This is a genomic window from Protaetiibacter intestinalis (assembly GCF_003627075.1).
GTDB classification, from domain to species: Bacteria; Actinomycetota; Actinomycetes; order Actinomycetales; family Microbacteriaceae; genus Homoserinibacter; species Homoserinibacter intestinalis.
Genome location: NZ_CP032630.1, coordinates 1,236,100 through 1,259,468, shown reverse-complemented (window position 1 = coordinate 1,259,468; position 23,369 = coordinate 1,236,100). Strand labels below are relative to the sequence as shown.

At 72.5% G+C, this 23,369-nt stretch carries 18 protein-coding genes and 1 tRNA gene; 10 read left to right on the top strand and 9 right to left on the bottom strand.

Annotated elements, in window-relative coordinates; translation table 11 throughout:
* Nucleotides 1-112: 112 nt before the first annotated feature.
* The 4 genes from D7I47_RS06070 to D7I47_RS06055 all read right to left on the bottom strand — a co-directional run bounded on the left by D7I47_RS06070 (nt 113) and on the right by D7I47_RS06055 (nt 3,866).
* The gene (locus D7I47_RS06070) at nt 113-844 is read right to left on the bottom strand and encodes an amino acid ABC transporter ATP-binding protein (RefSeq protein ID WP_120762214.1); all 732 of its coding nucleotides are present in this window, start codon (nt 842-844) and stop codon (nt 113-115) included.
* On the bottom strand, nt 841-1,953 hold the full coding sequence (locus D7I47_RS06065) for an amino acid ABC transporter permease (protein WP_227000889.1): 1,113 nt from the start codon (nt 1,951-1,953) through the stop codon (nt 841-843). Before D7I47_RS06065 ends, D7I47_RS06070 begins: the two co-directional genes overlap by 4 nt.
* Nucleotides 1,950-2,834 carry an ABC transporter substrate-binding protein gene (locus D7I47_RS06060; protein WP_157981648.1) on the bottom strand — a complete coding sequence of 295 codons (885 nt, stop codon included), beginning with the start codon at nt 2,832-2,834 and terminating at the stop codon, nt 1,950-1,952. Before D7I47_RS06060 ends, D7I47_RS06065 begins: the two co-directional genes overlap by 4 nt.
* 135 nt (nt 2,835-2,969) lie before the next feature.
* Nucleotides 2,970-3,866, bottom strand: a complete 897-nt coding sequence (locus tag D7I47_RS06055; protein WP_120762212.1) for a LysR family transcriptional regulator — start codon at nt 3,864-3,866, stop codon at nt 2,970-2,972.
* A gap of 83 nt (nt 3,867-3,949) precedes the next feature.
* On the opposite strand from D7I47_RS06055, the gene D7I47_RS06050 reads away from it, so the two are divergent.
* Both D7I47_RS06050 and dapC read left to right on the top strand, forming a co-directional pair.
* Nucleotides 3,950-7,411, top strand: a complete 3,462-nt coding sequence (locus D7I47_RS06050; RefSeq protein WP_120762211.1) for a bifunctional proline dehydrogenase/L-glutamate gamma-semialdehyde dehydrogenase — start codon at nt 3,950-3,952, stop codon at nt 7,409-7,411.
* Nucleotides 7,412-7,426: 15 nt separating this feature from the next.
* Nucleotides 7,427-8,533, top strand: coding sequence for a succinyldiaminopimelate transaminase (gene dapC, locus D7I47_RS06045; RefSeq protein ID WP_120762210.1), 1,107 nt, complete (start codon nt 7,427-7,429; stop codon nt 8,531-8,533).
* Nucleotides 8,534-8,584: 51 nt separating this feature from the next.
* On the opposite strand, the gene D7I47_RS06040 is transcribed toward dapC, so the two are convergent.
* The 4 genes from D7I47_RS06040 to D7I47_RS06025 form a co-directional block, all read right to left on the bottom strand.
* A complete protein-coding gene (locus D7I47_RS06040; RefSeq protein ID WP_120762209.1) occupies nt 8,585-9,763 on the bottom strand; it encodes a M20 metallopeptidase family protein in 1,179 nt (392 codons plus the stop codon).
* Nucleotides 9,760-11,334 (bottom strand): hydantoinase/oxoprolinase N-terminal domain-containing protein, encoded by a 1,575-nt coding sequence (locus tag D7I47_RS06035; protein ID WP_120762208.1) that lies wholly within the window; start codon nt 11,332-11,334, stop codon nt 9,760-9,762. Before D7I47_RS06035 ends, D7I47_RS06040 begins: the two co-directional genes overlap by 4 nt.
* Nucleotides 11,331-12,425, bottom strand: a complete 1,095-nt coding sequence (locus D7I47_RS06030) for a DUF917 domain-containing protein (protein ID WP_120762207.1) — start codon at nt 12,423-12,425, stop codon at nt 11,331-11,333. Before D7I47_RS06030 ends, D7I47_RS06035 begins: the two co-directional genes overlap by 4 nt.
* A 111-nt stretch (nt 12,426-12,536) precedes the next feature.
* Nucleotides 12,537-13,016, bottom strand: coding sequence for an ATP-dependent zinc protease family protein (locus D7I47_RS06025; RefSeq protein ID WP_120762206.1), 480 nt, complete (start codon nt 13,014-13,016; stop codon nt 12,537-12,539).
* 26 nt (nt 13,017-13,042) lie between these two features.
* Between D7I47_RS06025 and D7I47_RS06020 the strand changes: the two genes are divergently transcribed.
* Complete coding sequence (locus D7I47_RS06020) at nt 13,043-14,236, top strand: RimK family alpha-L-glutamate ligase (RefSeq protein WP_120762205.1); 1,194 nt, start codon at nt 13,043-13,045, stop codon at nt 14,234-14,236.
* A 44-nt stretch (nt 14,237-14,280) separates the two neighbouring features.
* On the opposite strand, the gene D7I47_RS06015 is transcribed toward D7I47_RS06020, so the two are convergent.
* A tRNA-Leu gene (locus tag D7I47_RS06015) sits at nt 14,281-14,366 on the bottom strand.
* 224 nt (nt 14,367-14,590) lie between these two features.
* Between D7I47_RS06015 and D7I47_RS06010 the strand changes: the two genes are divergently transcribed.
* The 7 genes from D7I47_RS06010 to pknB are packed head-to-tail and all read left to right on the top strand — an operon-like array spanning nt 14,591 to nt 23,367.
* Nucleotides 14,591-15,292 carry an FhaA domain-containing protein gene (locus D7I47_RS06010; RefSeq protein WP_120762204.1) on the top strand — a complete coding sequence of 234 codons (702 nt, stop codon included), beginning with the start codon at nt 14,591-14,593 and terminating at the stop codon, nt 15,290-15,292.
* On the top strand, nt 15,289-15,819 hold the full coding sequence (locus tag D7I47_RS06005) for an FHA domain-containing protein FhaB/FipA (protein WP_120762203.1): 531 nt from the start codon (nt 15,289-15,291) through the stop codon (nt 15,817-15,819). Before D7I47_RS06010 ends, D7I47_RS06005 begins: the two co-directional genes overlap by 4 nt.
* Nucleotides 15,820-15,823: 4 nt before the next feature.
* The gene (locus D7I47_RS06000) at nt 15,824-17,071 is read left to right on the top strand and encodes a PP2C family protein-serine/threonine phosphatase (protein WP_120762202.1); all 1,248 of its coding nucleotides are present in this window, start codon (nt 15,824-15,826) and stop codon (nt 17,069-17,071) included.
* Between the two features lie 55 nt (nt 17,072-17,126).
* Nucleotides 17,127-18,503 carry an FtsW/RodA/SpoVE family cell cycle protein gene (locus tag D7I47_RS05995; RefSeq protein ID WP_227000953.1) on the top strand — a complete coding sequence of 459 codons (1,377 nt, stop codon included), beginning with the start codon at nt 17,127-17,129 and terminating at the stop codon, nt 18,501-18,503.
* Nucleotides 18,500-19,957 (top strand): peptidoglycan D,D-transpeptidase FtsI family protein, encoded by a 1,458-nt coding sequence (locus tag D7I47_RS05990; protein ID WP_120762201.1) that lies wholly within the window; start codon nt 18,500-18,502, stop codon nt 19,955-19,957. The genes D7I47_RS05995 and D7I47_RS05990 overlap by 4 nt, the downstream gene beginning before the upstream one ends.
* Entirely contained in the window at nt 19,954-21,603 is a 1,650-nt protein-coding gene (locus D7I47_RS05985; protein ID WP_120762200.1) for a protein kinase domain-containing protein, read from the top strand. The genes D7I47_RS05990 and D7I47_RS05985 overlap by 4 nt, the downstream gene beginning before the upstream one ends.
* Before the next feature lie 39 nt (nt 21,604-21,642).
* A complete protein-coding gene (gene pknB / locus D7I47_RS05980) occupies nt 21,643-23,367 on the top strand; it encodes a Stk1 family PASTA domain-containing Ser/Thr kinase (RefSeq protein WP_319592675.1) in 1,725 nt (574 codons plus the stop codon).
* Nucleotides 23,368-23,369: the final 2 nt, after the last annotated feature.

Here is a 23,369-nt window from a genome sequence, read left to right as displayed (position 1 = left end):
GTCCCGGGACGCGGCGGATGCGTCCGAGGCCCAGTCTGCGGCAACGCGGCATCCGCCCCCATGTACGGTCTGCCCACGGATGCCGCGCCGCGGTGTGCCGCGCACCCGCCGCTCAGGCGGCGACCGCGCGCAGGAACTCGCGCGTGCGGGCCTCGACCGGGTCGTCGAGCACCTGGGCGGGCGGGCCCTGCTCGAGGATGACGCCCTTCTCGAGGAACACCACGAGATCCGACACCTCGCGCGCGAAGCCCATCTCGTGCGTCGCGAGCATCATCGTCATGCCGTCGCGGGCGAGCTCGCGCACGATGCTCAGCACCTCGGCCACCAGCTCCGGGTCGAGAGCCGAGGTGATCTCGTCGAGCAGCACCACCTCGGGGTCCATGGCGAGCGAGCGCACGATCGCGGCGCGCTGCTGCTGTCCGCCCGACAGCTGATCGGGGTGGTAGCCGGCGCGCTCGGCGAGACCCACGCGGGCGAGCAGCTCGTCGGCACGCGCCTCGGCCTCCGCCCTCGAGAGCCCCAGCACCTTGCGGGGGGCGAGGGTGATGTTCTCGCGCACCGTCATGTGCGGGAACAGGTTGAACGACTGGAACACCATCCCCACCCGCCTCCGCAGCCGGTCGAAGTCGACGCCCGGCCCGGAGACGACGTCGCCGTCGAGGCGGATCTGGCCCTCGTCGATCCCCTCGAGGGCGTTGACGCAGCGCAGCAGGGTCGACTTGCCCGAACCGGATGCCCCGATGAGCGTCACCACCTGGTGCCTCCGGATCGACAGGTCGATCCCGGCGAGCACCTCGTGGTCGCCGTAGCGCTTGCGCACACCCTCGAACTCCAGGAAGGTCATCGGGTCCTCCTCGCGCGCCGGGCGGCGCCTCGGGCCAGCAGCCAGTCGACGAGGCGCGCCTGCGGGATCGTGATGAGCACGAAGAGCGCGGCGACCACGGCGACCGACGAGAGGTTGAAGTTGGACGAGGCGAAGAACTTCGCCTGGCTGAAGGCGTCGACCGCGCCGATGATGCTCACGAGCGCCGTGTCCTTCTGGAGCGCGATGAACGCCGAGAGCAGCGGAGGGATCACCGCGCGCACCGCCTGCGGCAGCACGACGTGCCGCAGGGTGAGCCCGTACGACATCCCGAGCGAGCGCGAGGCACCGACCTGCGAGAGGTGCACGGCTTCGATGCCCGCCCGGTAGATCTCGGCGACGTAGGCGCTGTAGGTGAGCGTGAGCGCGATGATCGCGTACCAGGCCTGGGGCAGGCCCGCGAAGAAGGGGAGGCCGGCGAGCGGCAGCCCGAAGCCGATGAGGTACAGCACGATGATCGAGGGGATCGCGCGGAACCCGTCGATGTAGGCGATGGCGAGCGCGCGCAGCGGCCGTGCGCCGTCGCCGGGCACCATCCGCACGACGGCGAGCACGAGGCCGAAGGCGAGCACGAACACCATCGAGATCACCGCGATGAAGATGTTGAGCCCGAACGCCCGGACGATGTTCTCGGCGCTCTTCACCATGAAGTCGACGTTGAAGAAGGTGGTGATGATCTTCGCCTGGTTGGCGGTCAGCACCATCACGATCGCGAGCACGAGGGCGAGCGCGAGCGAGCTGCTGAGTGCGCCGAAGCTGTGCGCGCGTGAGCGCGAGGCGAGGGCGCGCGCCTCGAGACGCTCGCCCGCGGCATCCTGCCGACCGGCGGCGAGCGCGAACCGCAGGCCGCGGGCCGCGTACCCGGCGATGCCGACGGCGACGAGGGAGGCGAGGACGCCGAACGCGAGGCCGGTCGCCGAGAACTCGTCCTCGGCCGGGTGCGAGGCGACCGTGCCGAGCATCCCCGCCCAGAGGAGCAGCGCGAGCGGCACGACGAGCGCGACGACGGCGATCGCGCGGGAGGGCGGCGGGGGACTCAGGCGGGAGGCGCCGGCGACCGCCGGCGCCTCCCCGGTGTCGACTGAGGTCAAGGCGCGTCCAGGAACCGGATGCTGGCCGGGTCAATGCCGAACAGCGGCGCGAGGTACTTCTCGGAAAGGAAGTCCATCGTGCCGTCGGCCTTCATGGCCGCGAGCGCCTCGTTGACCGCGTCGACGTTCGGGGTGTCGAGCGGCATGACCATGCCCCAGTCGTCATCCGCCTTCCACTGCCCGATGATCTCGAGCTGGTCGGCGTACGGCTTCGACTGGGTGAGGGCGGTCTCGGTGTCGGTGACGATCGCGTCGACCTGTCCCGCGGCGAGGGCCGCGAACATCTCGGGGCCGTCGCTGAACAGGGCGAGGTCCTGGGTCGGCTTCAGCACATCCGTCAGCCACTTCGAGTTCGTGGTGCTCTGGATCGTGCCGATCTTCGCGTCGCGGATGTTGGTCTCGTCGTACTTCGAGTCCTTCTGCACCGTGACGGAGCGGTTCGAGGTGTAGTACGGGTCGGAGAAGGTGAAGATCGCCTTGCGCTCCTCGGTGATGCTCGTGACGACCGCGCCGAGGTCGTAGTCGGTGAACGAGCCGGAGATGTACTGATCCCACGAGAGCACCTTGATGGTCATCTTCTCGAGACCGGCGCGGTGCGCGATGTCGGCGAGCATGCACATCTCGAAGCCGTCGGTGAGGTTCTCGGGCGTCGTGCCGTTCCACCATCCGGGGTTCGGCAGCACCGTCACGACGGAGAGCTGACCGTCGACGATCGGGTCGAGCTCGATGCTGCCCGCCTCGCCGGGGAGGTCGCAGTCGCCGAAGCCGTTGGGGCCGGAGGCCTCGCCTCCGCCGGATCCTCCGTCGCTCGAACAGCCCACGAGGACGAGGGCGAGGGCTGCCGCCGAGACGGCGGCCAGGGCGGTGATGCGTCGTTGCATGCTGTGTCTCCTGTCTGGGGCGGGCTTCATCGACCGCCTCCCGCCAGTCTCCGAGGCCCGACGAGGCGCCCTCCATGGGCGGTACGCCCACGCTTCCCGCGGGACGGTGTGCGGTCGCCCCTCCGGCGGGTGCGGCTAGCCCTGGTGCGCCGCGCGCTCGAGGGCGTCGCGCACCGCGACGACGGCGGGGTGCCCGGCGGAGGCGAGGCGCGTCGAGGTGAACACCGTGCGGCGCGGGCCGCCGTCGAGGTCGACGAGGTCGACGGTCGGGGCGGCGCCCTGCCAGATGAGGTCGGGCAGCAGCGCCACGGCGTGGCCGGTCTGGATGAGCCGCACGTGCGCCTGCAGGTCGGCCGTCTCGAACCGCACCTGCGGCTCGAAACCGGCCCGCCGGCAGGCCTGCTCGGCCCAGTGCCGCGACGCCGCGCCGTGCGGCTCCATGACCCAGGGCGCATCCCGCGCGTCGCGGATGTCGCGGATCGAGAAGCGCCCGGCGCCGCCGGGCGGCACGGCGAGCCGGATGGCGTCGGTCGTGAGCGGGCGCCGGTCGAGGCCCGCGAGCTGCGGCGCCGCGTGCCCCGGGTACTCCTCGGCGATGACGAGGTCGAAGTCGCGCGCGAAGGTCTCGTGCAGCGCCGTCTCGGGTTCGCGCTGCGTCACGACGGCCGTGAGCGCCGGGTGCTCGCGTTCGAGCACGTCGAGCGCCGCCGGCAGCAAGGCGAGCGCGACCGACTGGAAGATCGCGACGCGGATGACGCCGGTCGCCTGCTCGAGGGATGCCGCGAGCTCGGTGTCGGCGCGCTCGAGCGCCGCGAGGATCTCCTCGGTGCGGCCGACGAGCAGTTCGGCCTGCGGGGTGAGCTGCAGGCGCCGCCCCGACTTGCGCAGCAGCGGCACCCCGGCCTCGCGCTCCAGCTGCGCGAGCTGCTGCGACACCGCAGAGGGGGTCAGGTGCAGCGCCGCGGCGACCGCGGCGATCGTGCCGCGCAGCGCGAGCTCGCGCAGCAGGGCAAGGCGGCGGACGTCGAGCACCGGAGATCCTTAAGCACAACTGATGGATATTGCGAAGAATTCGTTGCTATACCTTACGGGATGCGCCGCCGCATACTGGCGCCGTGACCCCGCCGAAGCCCGCATCCGCCGCCGCCCCCGCCGCCCTCGCCGACCGCGAGGCGACCGCCGACGCCGTCGTCGCCCAGGTGCGCCGCTGGCTCGAGGCCGCCGCCGAGCTGCCCGTCGACGCCTCCGCCAAGAACCTCGCGGGGCTGCTGCAGGACCCCGCCGGCCTCGACTTCGCGGTCGGCTTCGTCGACGGCGTCATCCGCCCGGAGGACTCCCGCGTCGCCGCCCGCAACCTCGCGCGCCTCGCCGCCCGCCCGCCGCGCTTCCTCGCCTGGCCGCTGCGCGCGGCGCTGCGCCTCGGCGGGCTCGTCGCGCCGATCCTGCCGGGCATCGTCGTGCCGATCGCCCGCACGGTGCTGCGCGGCATGGTCGCCCACCTCGTCATCGACGCGAACGACCCCGGCCTCGGCCGGGCCCTCCGCCGCATCCGGGCGCGCGGCGCCCGCCCCAACGTCAACCTGCTCGGCGAGGCCGTGCTCGGCGCGCACGAGGCGAACCGCCGCCTCGACGGCACCCGCCGCCTGCTCGCCCGCGACGACGTCGACTACGTCTCGATCAAGGTGTCGGCGACCGTCGCCCCGCACTCGCCGTGGGCCTTCGACGAGGCCGTCGACGACATCGTCGAGGCGCTCAGCCCGCTCTTCCGGCAGGCCGTCGAGGCGCGACCCGCGAAGTTCGTCAACCTCGACATGGAGGAGTACAAGGACCTCGACCTCACGATCGCCGTCTTCCAGCGCATCCTCGACCAGCCCGAGCTGCGGAACCTCGAGGCCGGCATCGTGCTGCAGGCCTACCTGCCGGACGCGCTCGGCGCCTACCTGCGGCTGCGCGACTGGGCGCACGCCCGCCGCGAGGCCGGCGGCGCGGGCATCAAGGTGCGGCTGGTGAAGGGCGCGAACCTGCCCATGGAGCGCGTCGACGCCTCGCTGCACGACTGGCCGCTCGCCACCTGGCACAGCAAGCAGGCCACCGACACCAACTACAAGCGGGTGCTGGATGCCGCCCTCCGCCCCGAGCACGTCGCCGACGTGCGCCTCGGGGTCGCGGGCCACAACCTCTTCGACCTCGCCTACGCCCGCCACCTCGCGACCGAGCGCGGGGTCGCGGATGCCGTGGAGATCGAGATGCTGCTCGGCATGGCCCCCGCGCAGGCCGAGGCGGTGCGTCGCGACGTCGGCTCTCTGCTGCTCTACACGCCCGTCGTCGCGGCATCCGACTTCGACTCGGCGATCGCCTACCTGATCCGGCGCCTGGAGGAGGGCGCGAGCTCGGAGAACTTCATGTCGGCCGTGTTCGAGCTCGCGAGCTCCAAGCCGCTGTTCGCCCGCGAGCGCGACCGCTTCCTCGCCTCGCTCGCCGACGTCGACGACACCGTGCCCGCGCCGCACCGCGTGCAGGACCGCACGCAGCCGCCCGCGCCCGCGGAGCCCGGCTTCCACAACGCACCCGACACCGACCCGGCCGTCGCCGCCAACCGCGACTGGGCGCGCGCCGCGCTCGAACGCTCGCGCAGCACCGAGCTCGGGGCCGCGACCGTCGCGGCATCCACCATCCCGGATGCCGCGGGTGTCGACCGCGTGCTCGCCACGGCGGTCACCGCCGCGGGCCCGTGGGCCGCACGCGGCGCCGCGGAGCGCGCCGCCATCCTGCACCGCGCGGGCGAGCTGCTCGAAGAGCGCCGCGGCGCCTTCGTCGAGATCATGGCCGCCGAGGGCGGCAAGACGGTCGACCAGTCCGACCCCGAGGTGTCGGAGGCGATCGACTTCGCCCACTACTACGCCGAGCGCTCGCGCGAACTCGAGCACCTCGACGGCGCCGAGTTCGTGCCGGCGCAGGTGACGCTCGTCGTGCCGCCGTGGAACTTCCCGCTCGCGATCCCGGCGGGCGGCGCCCTCGCGGCCCTCGCCGCCGGTTCGGCCGTCGTCTTCAAGCCCGCCCGGCGCACGGCGCGCACGGCGGCGGTGCTCGCCGAGGCGCTGTGGGATGCCGGGGTGCCGCGCGAGGCGCTGCAGTTCGTGGCGCTCGGCGACGCGGGGCTCGGCGAGACGCTCATCGCCGACGGGCGCGTCGACCAGGTGATCCTCACGGGCGGCTACGAGACGGCGGAGCTGTTCCGCGGCTTCCGGCCGGGGCTGAAGCTGCTCGCCGAGACGAGCGGCAAGAACGCGATCGTCGTCACCCCCTCGGCCGACCTCGACCTCGCCGTGCGCGACGTCGCGTACTCGGCGTTCGGGCACGCGGGCCAGAAGTGCTCGGCGGCCTCGCTCGTGATCCTCGTCGGCTCGGTCGCCGACTCGCGCCGCTTCCGCGAGCAGCTGCTCGACGCCGTGCGCTCGATGCCGGTCGGCGAGGCCGCCGACCCGGCGAGCCGCATGGGCCCGATCATCGCGCCCGCCGACGGCAAGCTGCTCGACGCCTTCACGAGCCTCGCCCCCGGCGAGAGCTGGCTGCTCGAGCCGCGCAAGCTCGACGCGGAGGGGCGGATGTGGACCCCCGGCATCAAGACCGGCGTGCGTCCCGGATCCGAGTTCCACCTCACCGAGTACTTCGGGCCGGTGCTCGGCATCATGCAAGCCGCCACCCTCGACGAGGCCCTCGAGCTGCAGAACGCGGTCGACTACGGCTTGACGGCGGGGCTGCACTCGCTCGACGCGGGCGAGATCGCCCGCTGGATCGACCGCGTCGAGGCGGGCAACCTCTACGTCAACCGCGGCACGACGGGTGCCATCGTGCAGCGCCAGCCCTTCGGCGGCTGGAAGCGCTCGGTCGTCGGCCCCGGCACGAAGGCCGGCGGCCCCAGCTACCTGCTCGGGCTCGGCACGGTGCGCCCCGCGCCCGCCCTCGACGCGATGCCCGCGCTCGAGCCGCGCGCCGACCGCATCGTCTCGGTGTTCGGCGCCCGCGGCTCGGGCGCCCGCTCCCGCCTGCTGCGCTCCGCCGCGAGCGACCGCCGCGCCTGGTCGACCGAGTTCGGCACGGTGCGCGACGTCTCCGGTCTCAGCGCCGAGCGCAACGCCTTCCGCTACCGCCCCGTGCCCGTCACCGTGCGCGCCGAGGCCGGAGCGGATCCCGTCGAGGTGGCGCGGGTGATCCTCGCGGGCCTCGTGAGCGGCTCGGCGATCACCCTCTCGTCGAGCGCGGCCCTCTCGCCGTCCGAGGAGGCCACCCTCCGCGCGGCCGGCGTCGGCATCCGCACCGAGGATGCCGCGACCTTCCAGCAGGGGACGGCCGGCCTCCGCGACGCCCGCATCCGCCTCGTGGGCGGGCGCGCGGAGGAGCTGCTGACGGCGATCGGCGGGCGCCCCGACGTGGCCGTCTACGACCAGCAGGTGACCGAGTCGGGACGCGTCGAGCTGCTGCCGTTCCTGCGCGAGCAGGCCGTGGCGATCACCGCGCACCGCTTCGGCACGCCGAGCGTGCTCGTCGAGGCGCTGCCGCTCGTCGAGTCGGCCTGACGCTGGAGGGACACCGTGGCAACCGCTCTCGACGCCTACTCCTGGGACTCGCTCGCGCCCTACGCGGAGCTCGCCCGCGCGCATCCGGAGGGCATCGTCGACCTCGCGATCGGGAACCCCGTCGACCCGGTGCCCGACGTCGTGCAGCGCGCGATCGCGGCGGGTGCGAACGCGCACTCCTACCCGCAGCTCGAGGGCACGCCCGTGCTGCGCGAGGAGATCGTGGCCTGGTACGCCCGACGCCGGGGTGTGCCGGGGCTCGGCACGGCGAACGTGCTGCCGACGATCGGCTCGAAGGAGCTCATCGCCCTGCTGCCGCTGCTCGTGGGCATCGGCGCGGGCGACGCGGTCGTGCATCCGCGTGCCGCCTACCCGACGTACGCCGTGGGCGCGCGGCTCGCGGGGGCCGAGCCGGTGGCGAGCGACGACCCCGCCGAGTGGCCCGAGAACACCCGGCTCGCGTGGATCAACTCGCCCGGCAACCCGGATGGCCGGGTGCTCGGCGTGGACGCCCTGCGCGCGGCCGTCGCGCGGGCGCGCGAGCTCGGGGCGATCCTCGCGCTCGACGAGTGCTACGCCGAGCTCGGCTGGGAGGGGGAGTGGGCGAGCGGGCGCATCCCGAGCATCCTCGACCCGGCGGTGTGCGACGGCGACGTCACGGGCCTCGTCTCGGTGTACTCGCTCAGCAAGCAGTCGAACCTCGCCGGCTACCGCGCCGCCTTCCTCGCGGGGGATGCCGGGATCGTCGCCCGCATCCGGGAGCCGCGCCTGCACATCGGCCTGTGGCCGCCGACGCCCGTGCAGGCCGCGATGGTGGCGGCGCTGCGCGACGACGCGCACGTGGCGGCCCAGAAGGAGCTGTACCGGGCCCGCCGCATCCGTCTGGCCGAGGCGGTCGCCGCCGCGGGCTTCCGCATCGAGGGCAGCGAGGCGGGCCTGTTCCTGTGGACCACCGAGGACCGCGACGCCTGGGAGAGCGTCGACCGCCTCGCGCGTCTCGGCGTCCTCGCGGTGCCGGGCCACTTCTACGGCACCCACACCCCGCATCACGTCCGCTTCTCCCTCACCGCGCCCGACGCCCTCATCGCCCGAGCCGCCGAGCGCCTCAGCCCCCGTCGCTGACCGGTCGGTTTCTCGCGTCAAACCGCCGGAATGGGGCCGAAAACCGACCGGTCAGCGGATGTCGTGGAGGCGGCGCCAGGCGAGCTCGGCGAAGGTCGCGGCGTGCTCGGCGAGGCCCGAGTCGTCGAAGACGGCGCCCTCCGAGTGCATGGGGGCGGTCGCGCCCTCGGCCTGCACCCCGAGGAACACGAGCGTGCCGGGGACCTCCTCGAGCACGAAGGCGAAGTCCTCGGAGGCCATGCCCGGCTCCGGCAGCAGCACGAGCCGATCGCCGTAGCGCTCGCCGAGCACCTCGAGCACGCGCGCCGTCTCGGCGGGGTCGTTGACGGTCACCGGGTACGAGTCGACGAACTCGACCGTCATCGTGCAGCCGTGCGCCTCGCCGATCGCCGTGACGAGCGTCGGCAGCTCGCCGCGGATGGTCGCGAGCGCCCCGCGCGAGAGGGTGCGGATGTTGGCCTCGAGGTCGACGGATGCCGCGAGCACGTTGCTCGCGAGCGAGTCGGACGAGATGCGGGTGACCGAGATGACGGCCGGGTCGACCGCGGGGATGCGGCGCGCCGCGAACGTCTGGATGGCGAGCACGATCTCGGCCGCGACCGGCACGGGGTCGACCGCGTGGTGCGGGTAGGCGGCGTGCCCGCCGGTGCCCGCGACCCGGATGCGCAGCACGCTCGCGCTCGCCATGATCGTGCCCGTGCGGGTGACGGCGCTGCCGAACGGCGTGACGCAGTCGACGTGGATCGTGTACGCCGCGACGGGTCGCTCGCCCGAGGCCTCGAGCACGCCCTCCTCGATCATCGTGCGGGCGCCCGCGAAGCCCTCCTCGCCGGGCTCGAACATGAACACCACGGTGCCGGGCAGCTCCGCGCGACGTGCGGCCAGCATCCGGGCGGCGCCCACGAGCCCCGCCATGTGCAGGTCGTGCCCGCAGGCGTGCATCGTGCCGTCGGCGGAGGCGAACTCCAGCCCCGTGGTCTCGGTGACGGGCAGGCCGTCCATGTCGGCCCGCAGCAGCACGGTCGGGCCGGGCAGCGCCCCGCGCAGCACCCCGGTGACCGAGGTGAGCGCGCGGCCGGTCGTGAGCTCGAGCCCGAGGCCGTCGAGCGCCTCGAGCAGCACCGCCTGGGTGCGCGGCGTCTGCAGCCCCACCTCGGGGTGGGCGTGCAGGCGGCGGCGCAGCGCGACGAGCTCCTCGCCGAGCGCGGCATCCGCCGTGAACGCGGTCACCGCGCGACCCGCTCCCCGAGGGTCGCGAGCGGCCCCGCCGCCTTGACCGAGACCCGCACGGTGGGCCGGTCCGCGTAGGCGACGTGCGCCTCGAGCACCTCGACGATCTCGACCGTGCGCGGGTCGGCGCCCGCCTGCACGGCCTTCGCGATGGCGGCCGCCGAGGCGGTCTCGATCGCGCTCGCGCGGTCCTCCTGCACGCTCAGGTGCTCGGCCCGGCCGCCCGCGAGGGCGATCGCCGCGCCGACCGCGTTGGCGACTGCGCCGTCGTGGGGGCGGATGACGTCCGCGACCCCGGCGAGCGCGTCCGGCACGAGGAACCCGCCCCCGCCGACCACGATGAGCGGCAGGTCGCCGCGCCCGAAGGAGAGCGCCTCGACGGCCGCCTCGAGCCGGTCGTGGGCGACGGCGAGGCCGGCCCGCAGCGCGTCGGCGATCGCCGCGGGCTGCTCGGGCAGCCGCCGCCCGGCGACCGCCGCGCCCGCGAGCGAGGCGGCATCCGTGAGCGTCGGCGTCGCCCCGCCGAACAGCAGCCCCTCGCTCGTGATGCGGTGCCCGACCGAGCCGGGCCCGACCGCGCCGGTGGTCGGGTCGACGATCGTGCCGCCGCCGATGCCGAGGCTCAGGATGTCGGGCATCCGGAAGTTGGTGCGCACGCCCCCGATGTCGCGCGGGGTGGTCGACTCGCGCGGGAAGCCGTCGACGACGACGCCGAGGTCGGAGGTGGTGCCGCCCACGTCGATGACGATGCCGTTCTCGACGCCGGAGAGGAAGGCGGCGCCGCGGATCGAGTTGGCGGGGCCGGAGCCGATCGTGAGCACGGGGAACTGCTCCGCGTACTCGAGCGACATGAGGGTGCCGTCGTTCTGCGCGAAGAAGGTCTGCGCGTCCAGCCCCTCCTCGGCGACGACCGTGACGAGCGCCTCGGTCACGGCGCGCGCCACCGAGTACAGGGCCGCGTTCAGCACGGTCGCGTTCTCGCGCTCGAGCAGGCCCGTGGGGCCGATGTCGTGGCTGAGGAACACCCGAGCGTCGGCCCCGAGGTGTGCCCGGATGAGCTCGCCCACCTCCTGCTCCTGCTCGGGCGTCGAGGGGCTGAACACCCCCGCCACGGCGACGGCGTCGACCTGCCCGACCTCGTCGAGGAAGCGCCGGATGCCGTCGCGGTCGAGCGGGGCGATGGGCGTGCCGTCGACCATGTTGCCGCCGCGGATCATGGCCGAGCCGGCCAGCACGAGGTGCGCGAGGTCGCTCGGCCAGCCGAGCAGCGGCGGGTAGGCGGTCGTCGCCGGCGCGCCGAGCCGGATGGCGGCCACCCGGTCGAGGCCGCGCCGCTGCACGATCGCGTTGGTGGCGTGGGTGGTGCCGAGCATCACGCGTGCCACGCGCGAACGGTCTTCGCCGAGCTCGGCGAGCACGTGCGAGATGCCCGCCCGGATGCCGCCCGTCACGTCGTCGGTCGTGGCCTGCTTGGTGCGCGCGAGCACGGTGCCCGCCTGGTCGATGACCGCGGCATCCGTGTTGGTGCCGCCGACGTCGACGCCGATGGAGAGGTCGCGTGCGGTGCTCATCGTGCTCCCAGCTCGAAGGGGGTGTAGTCGATGTCGAGGCCGAAGGCGCGCGGACCGGCGAGCTCGAGGCCGCGCGGACTGCGCCACAGCGGGTCGGCCGGCCAGGCGAGCACGGCCACCCGCTGCCCGAAGCGCAGCATCTCGGTCGTGATGGCGTGGCCGGTCTCGGCGTCGACGAGGGTGACGTTGTCGGGCACGCTCACCACGACCCGGCCGTCTTCGACCACGACGAGGTTCTCGTTCTGCAGCTCGATGCTCTGCACCCGGCCGCGGTCGTCGCCGAGACCCGTGATGGTGACGCTGCCACGCGTGAAACCCGTCTCGGTGCGCCGGTCGAGGTCGGTGATCTTGCCCGTCAGGAGGATCTCGCCCCCCATCGCCTCGGCGATCGCCGACACCGGCTCGGCGGCGGCGAGCAGCGCTCGGCCGACGCGGATGGCGGCGCTCACGGTGCCCTCGATGACGGCGCCGCGCGCGGTCTCGCGCGTCATGGGGTAGTGGGTGCCGAGGCAGATGGAGCCGCTCGCGATCGTGAGGACGCGGGCGAGGCGCTCGAGCCAGTGCAGGTCGACCGTCTCGAGCACGGAGACGTTGCCGATCACATCCGAGAGCACCGCGAAGTCGCACGGCAGGCCGGCGACGTTCATGGAGATCATCGCGGCATCCGGGTAGGCGCGACCCATGCCGTCGGCGTCGAGCACCTTGAGGCCCAGCTGCGACGCCCAGCCGATCGGGCCGACGCCGTTGCTGCCGCCGATCTCGGCCGCCATGAGGGTCGTGATGGGGCGGCCCGCCGCGCGCTCCGAGACCCGCAGCAGCGTCTCGACCTGCTCGGCGGCGGTGAGCATCTCGATGCCGACGGTGGGGGCGCCGATGCCCGACATGAGGATGACGGTGTCGTCGTCGGTGAGCTCGTCGACCGTCACGAGCTGCACGGGTCCACGCTCGCGCAGCGCCTGCTCGACGACGATGCGCGAGGTGTAGACGGATCCGCCGCCGCCGGTGCCGAACACGGCGGTTCCGGCGGCGAGCGCCTCGATGTCGTCGGCGGTCACCTCGGTGAGGCGGGGTGGGGCGGCGGTCTGCGGCATGCTCCCACGCTAGGAGCGCGGCACGCCCGCGGGCCAGGTGCGCTTACACCGGGGTCGGGGTCCGCACTGTGCGCATGGCACAGAGCGGATGCCGTCCTATGGCGCGCGGGACTACGCCGCGCCGCGGTTGCGGCGGCGCATGGGCCGCGGGGCCCGGTCGCCGAGGAACGAGCGGGCCGAGTCGACGACGTAGCCGCGGCTGAGCGCCTCGCGCCCGATGAGCATCCGGAAGCCCATCGCGTCGCGGTTGCTGAGGGTCACCTCCGCATCGACGCGGTGGCCGACGAGCACGAGCGGCAGCGACACCACGAAGCGCTCCTCGACGTGCCCGGAGGAGCTGCGCACGCGGCGCACGTCGAGCACCGGGCACTCCACCTCGGCCTCGTCGGCATCCGACTTCTGCCAGGGGCGGATGCGGAACCGCACCCACGCCTCGCCGTCGCGATCGAAGGCCTCCACCTCGTAGGCGTGGATGGACGAGGTCTGCGCGCCGGTGTCGAGCTTCGCCTTGATCCACGGCACGCCCACATCCGGCAGCTGCACCCACTCGCGCCAGCCCGCGAGGGTGTTTGAATGGGTTCGCTCGCTCACCGCAACATTCTGGCAGGGGCCCACCCATGAAACTCGCGATCCTCTCGCGCGCGCCCCGCGCCTACTCGACGCAGCGCCTCCGCGCCGCGGCGCAGCAGCGCGGGCACGAGGTGCGGGTGCTCAACACCCTGCGCTTCGGGATCGACCTCACGGGCGACGAGCCCGACCTGCAGTACCGCGGCAAGCCGCTCTCCGACTACGACGCGATCCTGCCGCGCATCGGCGCCTCCATCACCTACTTCGGCACCGCCGTGGTGCGCCAGTTCGAGCAGATGGACGTCTACACGCCGAACACCGCCAACGGCATCTCGAACGCGCGCGACAAGCTGCGGGCCACCCAGATCCTGTCGCGGCACAACATCGGGATGCCGGCGACGACGTTCGTGCGCAACCGCGCGGACGTGCGCCCCGCGATCGAACGCGTCGGGGGTGCGCCCGTCGTCATCAAGCTGCTCGAGGGCACCCAGGGCATCGGCGTCATCCTCGCCCCCGGCGTGAAGGTCGCCGAGGCGATCATCGAGACGTTGCAGTCGACGAACCAGAACGTGCTCATCCAGCACTTCGTGCAGGAGAGCAAGGGCCGCGACATCCGCGCGCTCGTCGTCGGCGACCGGGTCGTCGCGGCGATGCGGCGCACCGCCCAGGGCGACGAGTTCCGCTCGAACGTGCACCGCGGCGGCACGGTCGAGAAGGTCGACCTCTCGCCCGAGTACGCGCAGGTCGCCGTGCGCTCGGCGCAGATCATGGGCCTCCGGGTGGCGGGCGTCGACATGCTCGAGGGGGCGGACGGCCCGCTCGTCATGGAGGTGAACTCCTCGCCCGGCCTGCAGGGCATCGAGGAGGCGACGCAGCTGGATGTGGCGGGCGCCATCATCGACTACATCGCCGGCCAGGTCGCCTTCCCCGAGATCGACGTGCGCCAGCGCCTCTCGGTGTCGACCGGCTACGGCGTGGCCGAGCTGCTCGTGCACACCAACGCCGAGCTCGTCGGCAAGACGCTCGGCGAATCCGGCCTCTGGGAGCGCGACATCACGGTGCTCACCCTGCACCGCGGCGCGAGCGTCATCCCGAACCCCCGCAAGGGGCAGCTGCTCGAGGCGGGCGACCGGCTGCTGTGCTTCGGCAAGCTCGAGGAGATGCGCGGCATGATCCCCGAGCGCCGCCGTCGCCGCGCCAAGGTGCGCAAGCTCCCCGCCGAGCCGATCCCCACGGAGGAGTAGGGGAAAGAGACAGGGGCGGCATCCGAAGATGACCGCCCCTGGGGTGGTGCGCGAGGCGGGACTTGAACCCGCACGCCCTTGCGAGCACTGGCACCTGAAGCCAGCGTGTCTGCCATTTCACCACTCGCGCGTGGAACCGCCGAAGCGGAACAGCCTAGCGAGACTATCATGCGCCGCCCGGGAGGCCGATCGGCGGCGGAACCGGGGGACGCACCGACTTGTCCGCACCCCCGAATCCGCCGCTCGGGCGACACGGCGCAGCCGTGCGGCGGAGGCCGTGCGGCGAGGAGCCGACTACCATCGGACTGTTCGAGTGCGCCGGGCGGACTGGCCGCGCCTGCCGAGAGGAGACCCTTGGGGATTCTCGACGAGTTCGAGAAGGGCTTGGAGCGCGTCGTCAACGGTGCGTTCGCCAAGACCTTCAAGAGCGGTCTGCAACCCCTCGAGGTGACCGCGGCGCTCCGCCGCGAGCTCGACACGAAGGCGGCCGTCGTCTCGCGCGACCGCATCCTGGTGCCCAACCGGTTCGCGGTGCGGCTCTCGCCCTCCGACTACGAGCGGATGACGGGCCTCGGCCCCGCCCTCGTCGACGAGTTCACGCAGCTCGTGCAGCAGCACGCCACCGCCCAGCGCTACGCGTTCGCGGGCGGCATCGACATCCGCCTCGAGCGCGACCCGAGCCTCTCGGCCGGCATCGTGCGCATCGACTCCGAGAACGTCAAGGGCGCCGTCGTCTGGGCGCCCGTGCTCGACATCGGCGGCAAGCGCTACCCGCTCGCCAAGGGCCGCACCGTCATCGGGCGCGGGTCGGATGCCGACATCACGATCGACGACACCGGCACCTCCCGGCAGCACGTCGAGGTGCTGTGGGACGGCACCCGCGGCCAGGTCTCCGACCTCGGCTCGACGAACGGCTCGAAGCTCAACGGGCGGCCCGTCACGAAGGCGGTGCTCGAGCCCGACTCGGTCATCGAGATCGGCCGCACCCGCATCGTCTTCCGCGTGCTCGCCCAGTCGGCCGAGACCGCATCCCCCGAGGCGGGGAGGCAGCGATGAGCGAGTTGACGCTGCTCGTGCTGCGGCTCGCGTTCCTCATCCTCATGTGGGCGTTCGTGTTCATGGTGGTCTACGCGCTGCGCTCCGACCTGTTCGGCGACCGCGCCCGCAAGAAGCTCCCCGAGCCGGCCGCCGCACCCGCGTTCCCGGCGAGCCCCGTCGCGACGACGCCCGCGCCCGCCCCGGTCGCCGTGCTGCCCGAGCCGCACCGTGCGGCCCCGCAGGCCGGCGCGGGCACCCCGCGCCGCCTGGTCATCACCTCCGGCCCGAAGGAGGGCATGGAGATCGACCTGCCCGCCGAGCAGCTCACGATCGGCCGCTCGGGCGAGTCGGGGCTCGTCATCCGCGACGACTACACCTCCACCCACCACGCCCGGCTCATGCTGTGGAACGACGAGTGGGTCGTGCAGGACCTCGACTCCACCAACGGCACCTTCCTCGACGGCACCCGCGTCACCCTCCCCACCCCGGTGCCGCCGGGATCGACGGTGACGATCGGCACGACGAGCTTCGAGTTGCGGCGGTAACCGGGTGGCGACGACTCCCACGACCGCGGCCGTCTCCCACGTCGGGAAGATCCGCGCGAGCAACCAGGACTCCGGGTACCTGGGTCGCCACCTCTACCTCGTCGCCGACGGCATGGGCGGGCACGCGGGCGGCGACGTCGCGAGCGCGATCGCCGCGCAGCGGGTGGCCGAGGCCGACCAGGGCTACGCGAGCCCCGAGGAGGCGGTCGAGGCGCTGCAGTCGGCGCTCATCGCCGCCAACGGGCTCCTCGCCGAGACGGTCTTCGAGCACAACGAGCTCACCGGCATGGGCACGACGGTGTCGGCGCTCGTGCGGGTGGGCGACCGCCTCGCCCTCGCCCACATCGGCGACTCGCGCGTCTACCGCTTCCGCGAGGGCGAGCTCGAGCAGATCACGACCGACCACACCTTCGTGCAGCGCCTCGTCGAATCCGGTCGCATCACCCCCGAGGAGGCCGCCGTGCACCCCCGGCGCGCGGTGCTCATGCGGGTGCTCGGCGACGTCGACGCCTCCCCCGAGATCGACACGGCCGTGCTCGACATCCGCCCGGGCGACCGGTGGATGCTGTGCTCCGACGGTCTGTCGGGCTACGTCTCCGACGAGAAGATCGTGCAGATCCTCGGCACGATCCGCACCGCGCAGGGCGCGGCCGACCGTCTCGTCAAGGAGAGCCTCGACCACGGCGCCCCCGACAACGTCACCGTGCTGCTCATCGACATCGACGACTCCGAGGGGGCGTCCGGCGCGGCACCCGTGTTCGTCGGCTCGGCCGCGCAGCCGCTCAGCTTCGGCCAGGAGGAGGTGGCGCGGCGACCGATCCGCCTGCCCACCCTGCTGCTGCATCCGCTCAAGGCGAGCGCCCCCGACGACGCGCACTTCGAGCCCGAGAGCGAGAGCTACCTCGACGAGCTCATCGAGGAGGACCGTCGCCGCGCCATCCGGCGTCGCGTGCTGTGGGCGGTGGGCGTGGGCCTCGCGGCGGCCGCGATCGTGCTGGCCGGCTACCTCGGCTACCGCTGGACGCAGATGCACTACTTCGTCGGGGTGAGCGAGGGCAACGTCGCGATCTTCCAGGGCGTGCAGCAGTCGATCGGACCGATCTCGCTCTCGCGGGTCTACCAGACCACCTCGATCGCGGTCGACGACCTCCCGCTGTACCAGCAGGAGGCGGTGGAGAACACCATCAGCGCCGACAGCCTGCGCGACGCCCACGAGATCGTCGACCGCCTCTCGGCGGCGGCGGGGGACTGACGTGTCGGCGCCCGAGACGAGCGCGATCGGCAGCCCGGCACCGGCCGGCGGCCGCGTGTCGACCTTCACCGGAACCATACGCATCCGGCTGCGCACACGCGCCCGGCTGCGCAACCTCGAGCTGTGGCTCATCGTCGTCGCGCTCGGGCTCGCCGCCTCCGCGATCGCGCTCGTCGAGCTCGGCGCGATCGGCGAGGTGCAGCCCGACATGCTGCCGCTCGTGGCGATCCCGGCCGCGCTCGTGCTGCTGCTGCACGTGGTCGAGCGGGTCGTCGCACGCGAGGCGGACCCGTTCGTCGTGCCGATCGCCGCGTTCCTCAACGGCCTCGGCATCGCCATGATCCACCGGCTCGACATCGCCGAGGGTCACACCGGCTGGGCCGCGTTCGCGGTGCGGCAGGTGGCGTGGACCTCGATCGCGCTCGCGCTCGCCATCGCGGGGCTCCTCATCGTGCGCAACCACCGCGTGCTGCAGCGCTACCGCTACATCGCGATGTTCGTGGCGCTCGTGCTGCTGCTGCTGCCGGTGCTGCCGGGCATCGGCGACACGGGGGCGAACGCCGACGTGTGGATCCGCGTGGGCGTGTTCTCGTTCCAGCCGGGCGAGCTCGCGAAGATCGCCCTCGCGGTGTTCTTCGCCGGCTACCTCGTGACGGCCCGGGATTCGCTCTCGTTCGTCGGGCGGCGCATCCTCGGCATCCGCTTCCCCCGGGCGCGCGACCTCGGGCCGATCCTCGTCGTCTGGGTGCTGTCGATGGGCGTCATCGTGCTGCAGCGCGACCTCGGCACCGCGCTGCTCTACTTCGGCCTGTTCCTCGTGATGCTGTACGTCGCGACGGGGCGGGCGAGCTGGGTGCTCATCGGCCTCGCGCTGTTCGCGGCGGGCGGCTGGCTGGCGAGCCGCCTGCTGCCCTACGTGCAGGGCCGCTTCCACAACTGGCTCGACGCCTTCAACCCCGAGGTCTACGACCGCGACGGCGGCAGCTACCAGCTCGTGCAGGGCCTCTTCGGCCTCGCCGACGGCGGCCTCGTCGGCACGGGCCTCGGCCGCGGGCGGCCCGACATCGTGCCGCTCGCCGAGAGCGACTACATCATCGCGAGCCTCGGCGAGGAGCTCGGGCTCATCGGCCTGTTCGCGATCCTCGCCCTCTACCTCGTGTTCGTGGCGCGCGGGTTCCGGATCGGCGTGGCCGGGCAGGACGACTTCGGTCGCCTCCTCGCGGTGGGCCTGTCGTTCGTGGTGGGCCTGCAGGTGTTCATCGTGGTCGGCGGCGTGACCCGCCTCATCCCGCTCACAGGCCTCACGACCCCGTTCCTCGCCGCGGGCGGCTCCTCGCTCGTCGCCAACTGGATCATCGTCGCCCTGCTGTTGCGACTCTCCGACTCGGTGCGGCAGCAGCCGCACGCCGTCGTCGAGGGGGGTGCCGCATGAACAAGGAGCTGCGCCGGATCAGCCTGCTCGTGCTCGCCATGTTCGTGGCGCTGTTCACCTCGTCGACCGTCATCCAGGTGGTCGAGCAGGAGAACCTGCAGGCCGACTCGCGCAACGTCCGCACGCTCTACGCGAGCTTCTCGGCCGAGCGCGGGCAGATCATCGCGGGCGACACGACCATCGCCCAGTCCGTGAAGTCGGATGACGCCTACAAGTACCAGCGCGTGTACCCGCAGGGCGAGCTGTACGCCCCCGTCACCGGCTACTTCACCCTCAACGGCGAGAACACCGGCATCGAGGGCAGCCTCAACGAGTACCTCAGCGGCCGCGCCAACCAGCAGTTCCTCGACCGCCTGAACTCGATCCTCACGGGGCAGAACCCGAAGGGCGCGACCGTGCAGGTCACGGTCGACCCCGTCATCCAGCAGGCGGCGTGGGATGCGCTCGGCGATTACCAGGGGGCGATCGTCGCGATCGAGCCGTCGACCGGACGCATCCTCGCGATGGTGTCGAAGCCCTCGTTCGACCCGAACCTGCTCGCCGGGCACGACCAGTCGGTCGTGCTGCAGAACTACGAGCAGCTGCTCGCCGACGAGCGCGATCCGCTCATCAACCGCACCATCCAGGGCGACCTCAACCCGCCCGGCTCCACCTTCAAGGTCGTCATGACCGCGACCGCCCTCATGACGGGCGACTACACGGGCGACAGCACCCTGCCCAACCCGACGAGCCTTGTGCTGCCGGGCACGAGCACCACGATCACCAACCAGAACAGCGCCACCTGCGGCGGCGGCGAGACGGTCACGATCGCCACGGCCTTCCGGCTGTCCTGCAACATCCCGTTCGCCGAGCTCGGCGAGGAGCTCGGCTACGACGCGATCGACGAGCAGGCCCGCGCCTTCGGCTTCGAGGATCCGGAGCTCGAGGTGCCGATGCGGGTGGAGCCGAGCGTGTTCCCCGAGCCGGAGAGCACGGCCCAGCTCATGCTGCAGTCGTTCGGCCAGGGCAACAACCGGGTGAGCCCGCTGCAGATGGCGATGGTGTCGGCCGCGGTCGCCAACGGCGGCGAGCTCATGCGTCCGAACCTCGTCGAGCGGGTCACGGCGCCGGATCTCTCGGTGCTGCAGGAGTTCGAGCCGTCCGTCTACGGGCATCCGATCACCCCGGAGGTGTCTGCGAGCATGATTCAGATGATGGTGTCGAATGTGGACTCCGGCGCCGCGAGTGGTGCCAGAATCAGTGGTGTCGACGTCGCGGGCAAGACGGGCACAGCGCAGAACGGCGAGGATGAGCCCTACACCCTCTGGTTCACCGGATTCGCCCCCGCCGAAGACGCCCAGGTCGCGATCACGGTGCTCCTCGAGGACGGTGCCGGACGGGGGCAGAACGGGTCCGGCAATGGAATCGCGGCCCCGATCGCGAAGAAGGTCATAGAGGCGGTGCTGAACAGATGAGACCCACGAGCGGCCTCACCTTCGGGGGGCGTTACCAGCTGTCGAGCCGGATCGCGATCGGCGGCATGGGCGAGGTCTGGCAGGCCACCGACCTCGTCATCGGGCGCACCGTCGCCATCAAGATCCTCAAGGACGAGTACCTGGGCGACCCGGGCTTCCTCGAGCGCTTCCGCGCCGAGGCCCGGCACGCCGCCCTCGTCAACCACGAGGGCATCGCGAACGTCTTCGACTACGGCGAGGAGGACGGCTCCGCCTACCTCGTCATGGAGCTCGTGCCGGGCGAGGCGCTCTCGACGGTGCTCGAGCGCGAGAAGGTGCTCTCGACCGACCGCGTGCTCGACATCGTGGCCCAGACGGCATCCGCCCTGCAGGCCGCGCACTCGGCGGGCCTCGTGCACCGCGACATCAAGCCCGGCAACCTGCTCATCACGCCCGACGGACGCGTCAAGATCACCGACTTCGGCATCGCCCGGATCGCGGATCAGGTGCCGCTGACCGCGACCGGCCAGGTGATGGGCACCGTGCAGTACCTCTCGCCCGAGCAGGCGAGCGGTCACCCGGCCTCCCCGTCGACCGACATCTACTCGCTCGGCATCGTCGCCTACGAGGCGCTCGCGGGTCGCCGCCCCTTCACGGGCGAGTCGCAGGTGGCGATCGCGATGGCGCAGATCAACGAGGCGCCGCCGGACCTGCCGGTCACGATCTCGGAGCCGGTGCGCAACCTCGTCTACTCGTGCATCGCGAAGCGCCCGGAGGACCGCCCGGCGACCGCCGCGCACCTCGCGCGCGCGGCCCAGGCGCTGCGCCGCGGCGACGTCGCCGGTGCCGCCGCGGCCGTGCCGGGCGTCGGAGCGGGTGCCGCGGCTCTCGCGGCGGCCGCCACCGCCGCCACTCGCGTGCTCCCCTCGGCCACCCCGGGCGCCGCCGCCGCGGAGCCCGTCGAGCACCAGCGCCGCCGCAGCCCCTGGATGTGGCCGCTCATCGCGATCGTGTCGCTGCTCGCCGTCGCGCTCATCGCGATCATCATCGTCTTCGCTGTGCAGCCGAACCCCGGCGACGACGATCCGACCTCGCCTCCGCCGACCACGCCGACGACCCCGACCACGCCCACCGACACCCCCACCGCCGACACGGTGCGGCTCGTGCGCGACGACTTCCTCGGGCTCAGCTACGACGAGGCGCTCGCCAAGCTCGACGAGTCGGGCGGCAACTTCTCGGTCACGCCCGCCACCGGGCCTCACGCGCTCAACCCCTCCGACGAGGGCAAGGTGCAGGACATCAAGCCGGTCGGCAACGTGCGCAAGGGCTCGGCCATCACGGTCGTGCTGTGGGATTCGTTCCAGCCGCCCGCCCCGCCGGCGAAGCCGACCGTCTCGGCGAGCACGCCCGACCGCAACTCGGGCGACATCGTCTCGATCGAGATCGTGCCCTACACCGGGTGCCCCGACGGCTACGCGCGCAGCGGCTACTCGTTCACGATCACCGGTGCGACGCCCACCTCCGTGCAGCTCGAGCCCGAGGAGACGACGTTCGAGATCACCCTCGGCGACCCGGGCACCACCGCGACGGTGTCGTTCGTGGCCACCTGTGCCGGCGGGATCACCTCGCAGACCTCGGGCACGCTCGAGATCCCGATCAATCCCTAGACGGATTCCGGCGAATACCGCCGCGGCTAGACTGGCCCGGTGAGTGATGGGGTGGTCGAGGGCGTCCGGATGCTGGCCGGCCGCTACGAGATCGGCGCGCTCCTGGGTCGCGGCGGCATGGCCGAGGTGCACGAGGGGCTCGACACCCGACTGAACCGCAAGGTCGCCATCAAGCTGCTGCGCCCGTCCCTCGCCACCGACCCCGCGTTCCGCACGCGCTTCCGCCAGGAGGCGCAGGCCGCCGCCCGCATGGCGCACCCCACGATCGTGCGCGTCTTCGACGCCGGCGAGGAGACGGTCACCGGCCCCGACGGGCACGAGGTGCAGCTGCCGTTCATCGTCATGGAGCGCATCGAGGGCAAGCTGCTCTCCGACCTCATCCGCTCCGGCCCCGTCGCCGCCCCCGAAGCCGCCCGCATCATCACGGGCGTGCTCACCGCCCTCGAGTACTCGCACCGCGCGGGCGTCGTGCACCGCGACATCAAGCCCGGCAACATCATGCTGACGCCCAACGGGCAGGTGAAGGTGATGGACTTCGGCATCGCCCGGGCCATCTCCGAGTCGTCGGCGAACGTCGCCCAGACGAGCGCGGTGCTCGGCACCGCGAGCTATTTCTCGCCCGAGCAGGCCCGCGGCGAGAGCGTCGACGCGCGCACCGACCTGTACTCGACGGGCGTCGTGCTCTACGAGCTGCTCACCGGGCGCGCCCCGTTCCGAGGCGACAGCCCCGTCGCGGTCGCCTACCAGCACGTGAGCGAGCTGCCCACCCCGCCGAGCGCGGTCAACCCCGCCGTCTCGCCCGCCATGAGCGCCGTCGTCATGCACGCCCTGGCGAAGGACCGCTTCGACCGCTTCCAGAGCGCCGCCGAGTTCAAGGCCGACCTCGAGGTGGCGGTGGGCGGCAAGGTGCCCGACCGGGCGCCCGGCCAGGACGACTTCAACGCGACCCTGTTCGGTGTGAACCCGAACTCGACCGCCGCATCCGAGGCCACCCTGCGCCGCCTCGCCAACGATGAGAACCGCCCGGTGCGCACCCAGAGCCGCCCGCCGGTCGCCTGGATCTGGGGCGGCATCGCCGTCATGGTCGTCGTGATCGTCGCCGCGATGGTGTGGGTATTCAGCCTCTCGCCCGAGAGGATCGTGGGCCCCGGCACCGCGATCTCGGTTCCGGATGTCGTGGGAGATCCCGCCGACGAGGGCATCCAGACCCTGCGCGACGCGGGACTGCGCCCGACGCGCGTCGACCGCCCCGACGCCGACGTCGAGAAGGGGCTCATCATCTCGACGAGCATCGAGGCGGGGCAGAAGGTCGGCCCCGACGAGGCGATCGAGGTGGTGGTCTCGACGGGTCCGCCGAGCGTCACCCTGCCCGCCCTCGGCAACATGAGCGAGGCCGACGCGATCGCGAAGATCGGCGAGCTGAACCTCAAGTACGGCACCTCGACGCCCGTCAACTCGCCGAGCATCGCCCAGGGGCTCGTGGTCGCGGCGACGGTCGGCGACAGCTCGACCCAGATCACCACCCAGACCGCGGTGCCCGCGGGCAGCACGATCAACCTGCTCGTCTCGACGGGGCTCGTGAACGTCCCCGACCTCACCGGCCTCGCGATCACCGACGCGCAGGCCCAGCTGCAGAGCCTGCAGATCACCGTGAAGCTCTCGCCCGACAACAGCTGCGCGGGCCAGAAGGTGACGAGCCAGTCGGGCAAGGGCGACATGCCGCAGCACTCCACGGTCACCGTGGTGTTCTGCAACGGGGCCTGAGC

Excerpts from the sequence above, each read along its gene's own strand:
- D7I47_RS06070 (WP_120762214.1), bottom strand. The coding sequence starts at position 844 with ATGACCTTCCTGGAGTTCGAGGGTGTGCGCAAGCGCTACGGCGACCAC.
- D7I47_RS06060 (WP_157981648.1), bottom strand. The coding sequence starts at position 2,834 with ATGCAACGACGCATCACCGCCCTGGCCGCCGTCTCGGCGGCAGCCCTC.
- D7I47_RS06035 (WP_120762208.1), bottom strand. The coding sequence starts at position 11,334 with ATGAGCACCGCACGCGACCTCTCCATCGGCGTCGACGTCGGCGGCACC.
- D7I47_RS06030 (WP_120762207.1), bottom strand. The coding sequence starts at position 12,425 with ATGCCGCAGACCGCCGCCCCACCCCGCCTCACCGAGGTGACCGCCGAC.
- D7I47_RS06020 (WP_120762205.1), top strand. The coding sequence starts at position 13,043 with ATGAAACTCGCGATCCTCTCGCGCGCGCCCCGCGCCTACTCGACGCAG.
- D7I47_RS06005 (WP_120762203.1), top strand. The coding sequence starts at position 15,289 with ATGAGCGAGTTGACGCTGCTCGTGCTGCGGCTCGCGTTCCTCATCCTC.
- D7I47_RS05990 (WP_120762201.1), top strand. The coding sequence starts at position 18,500 with ATGAACAAGGAGCTGCGCCGGATCAGCCTGCTCGTGCTCGCCATGTTC.
- D7I47_RS05985 (WP_120762200.1), top strand. The coding sequence starts at position 19,954 with ATGAGACCCACGAGCGGCCTCACCTTCGGGGGGCGTTACCAGCTGTCG.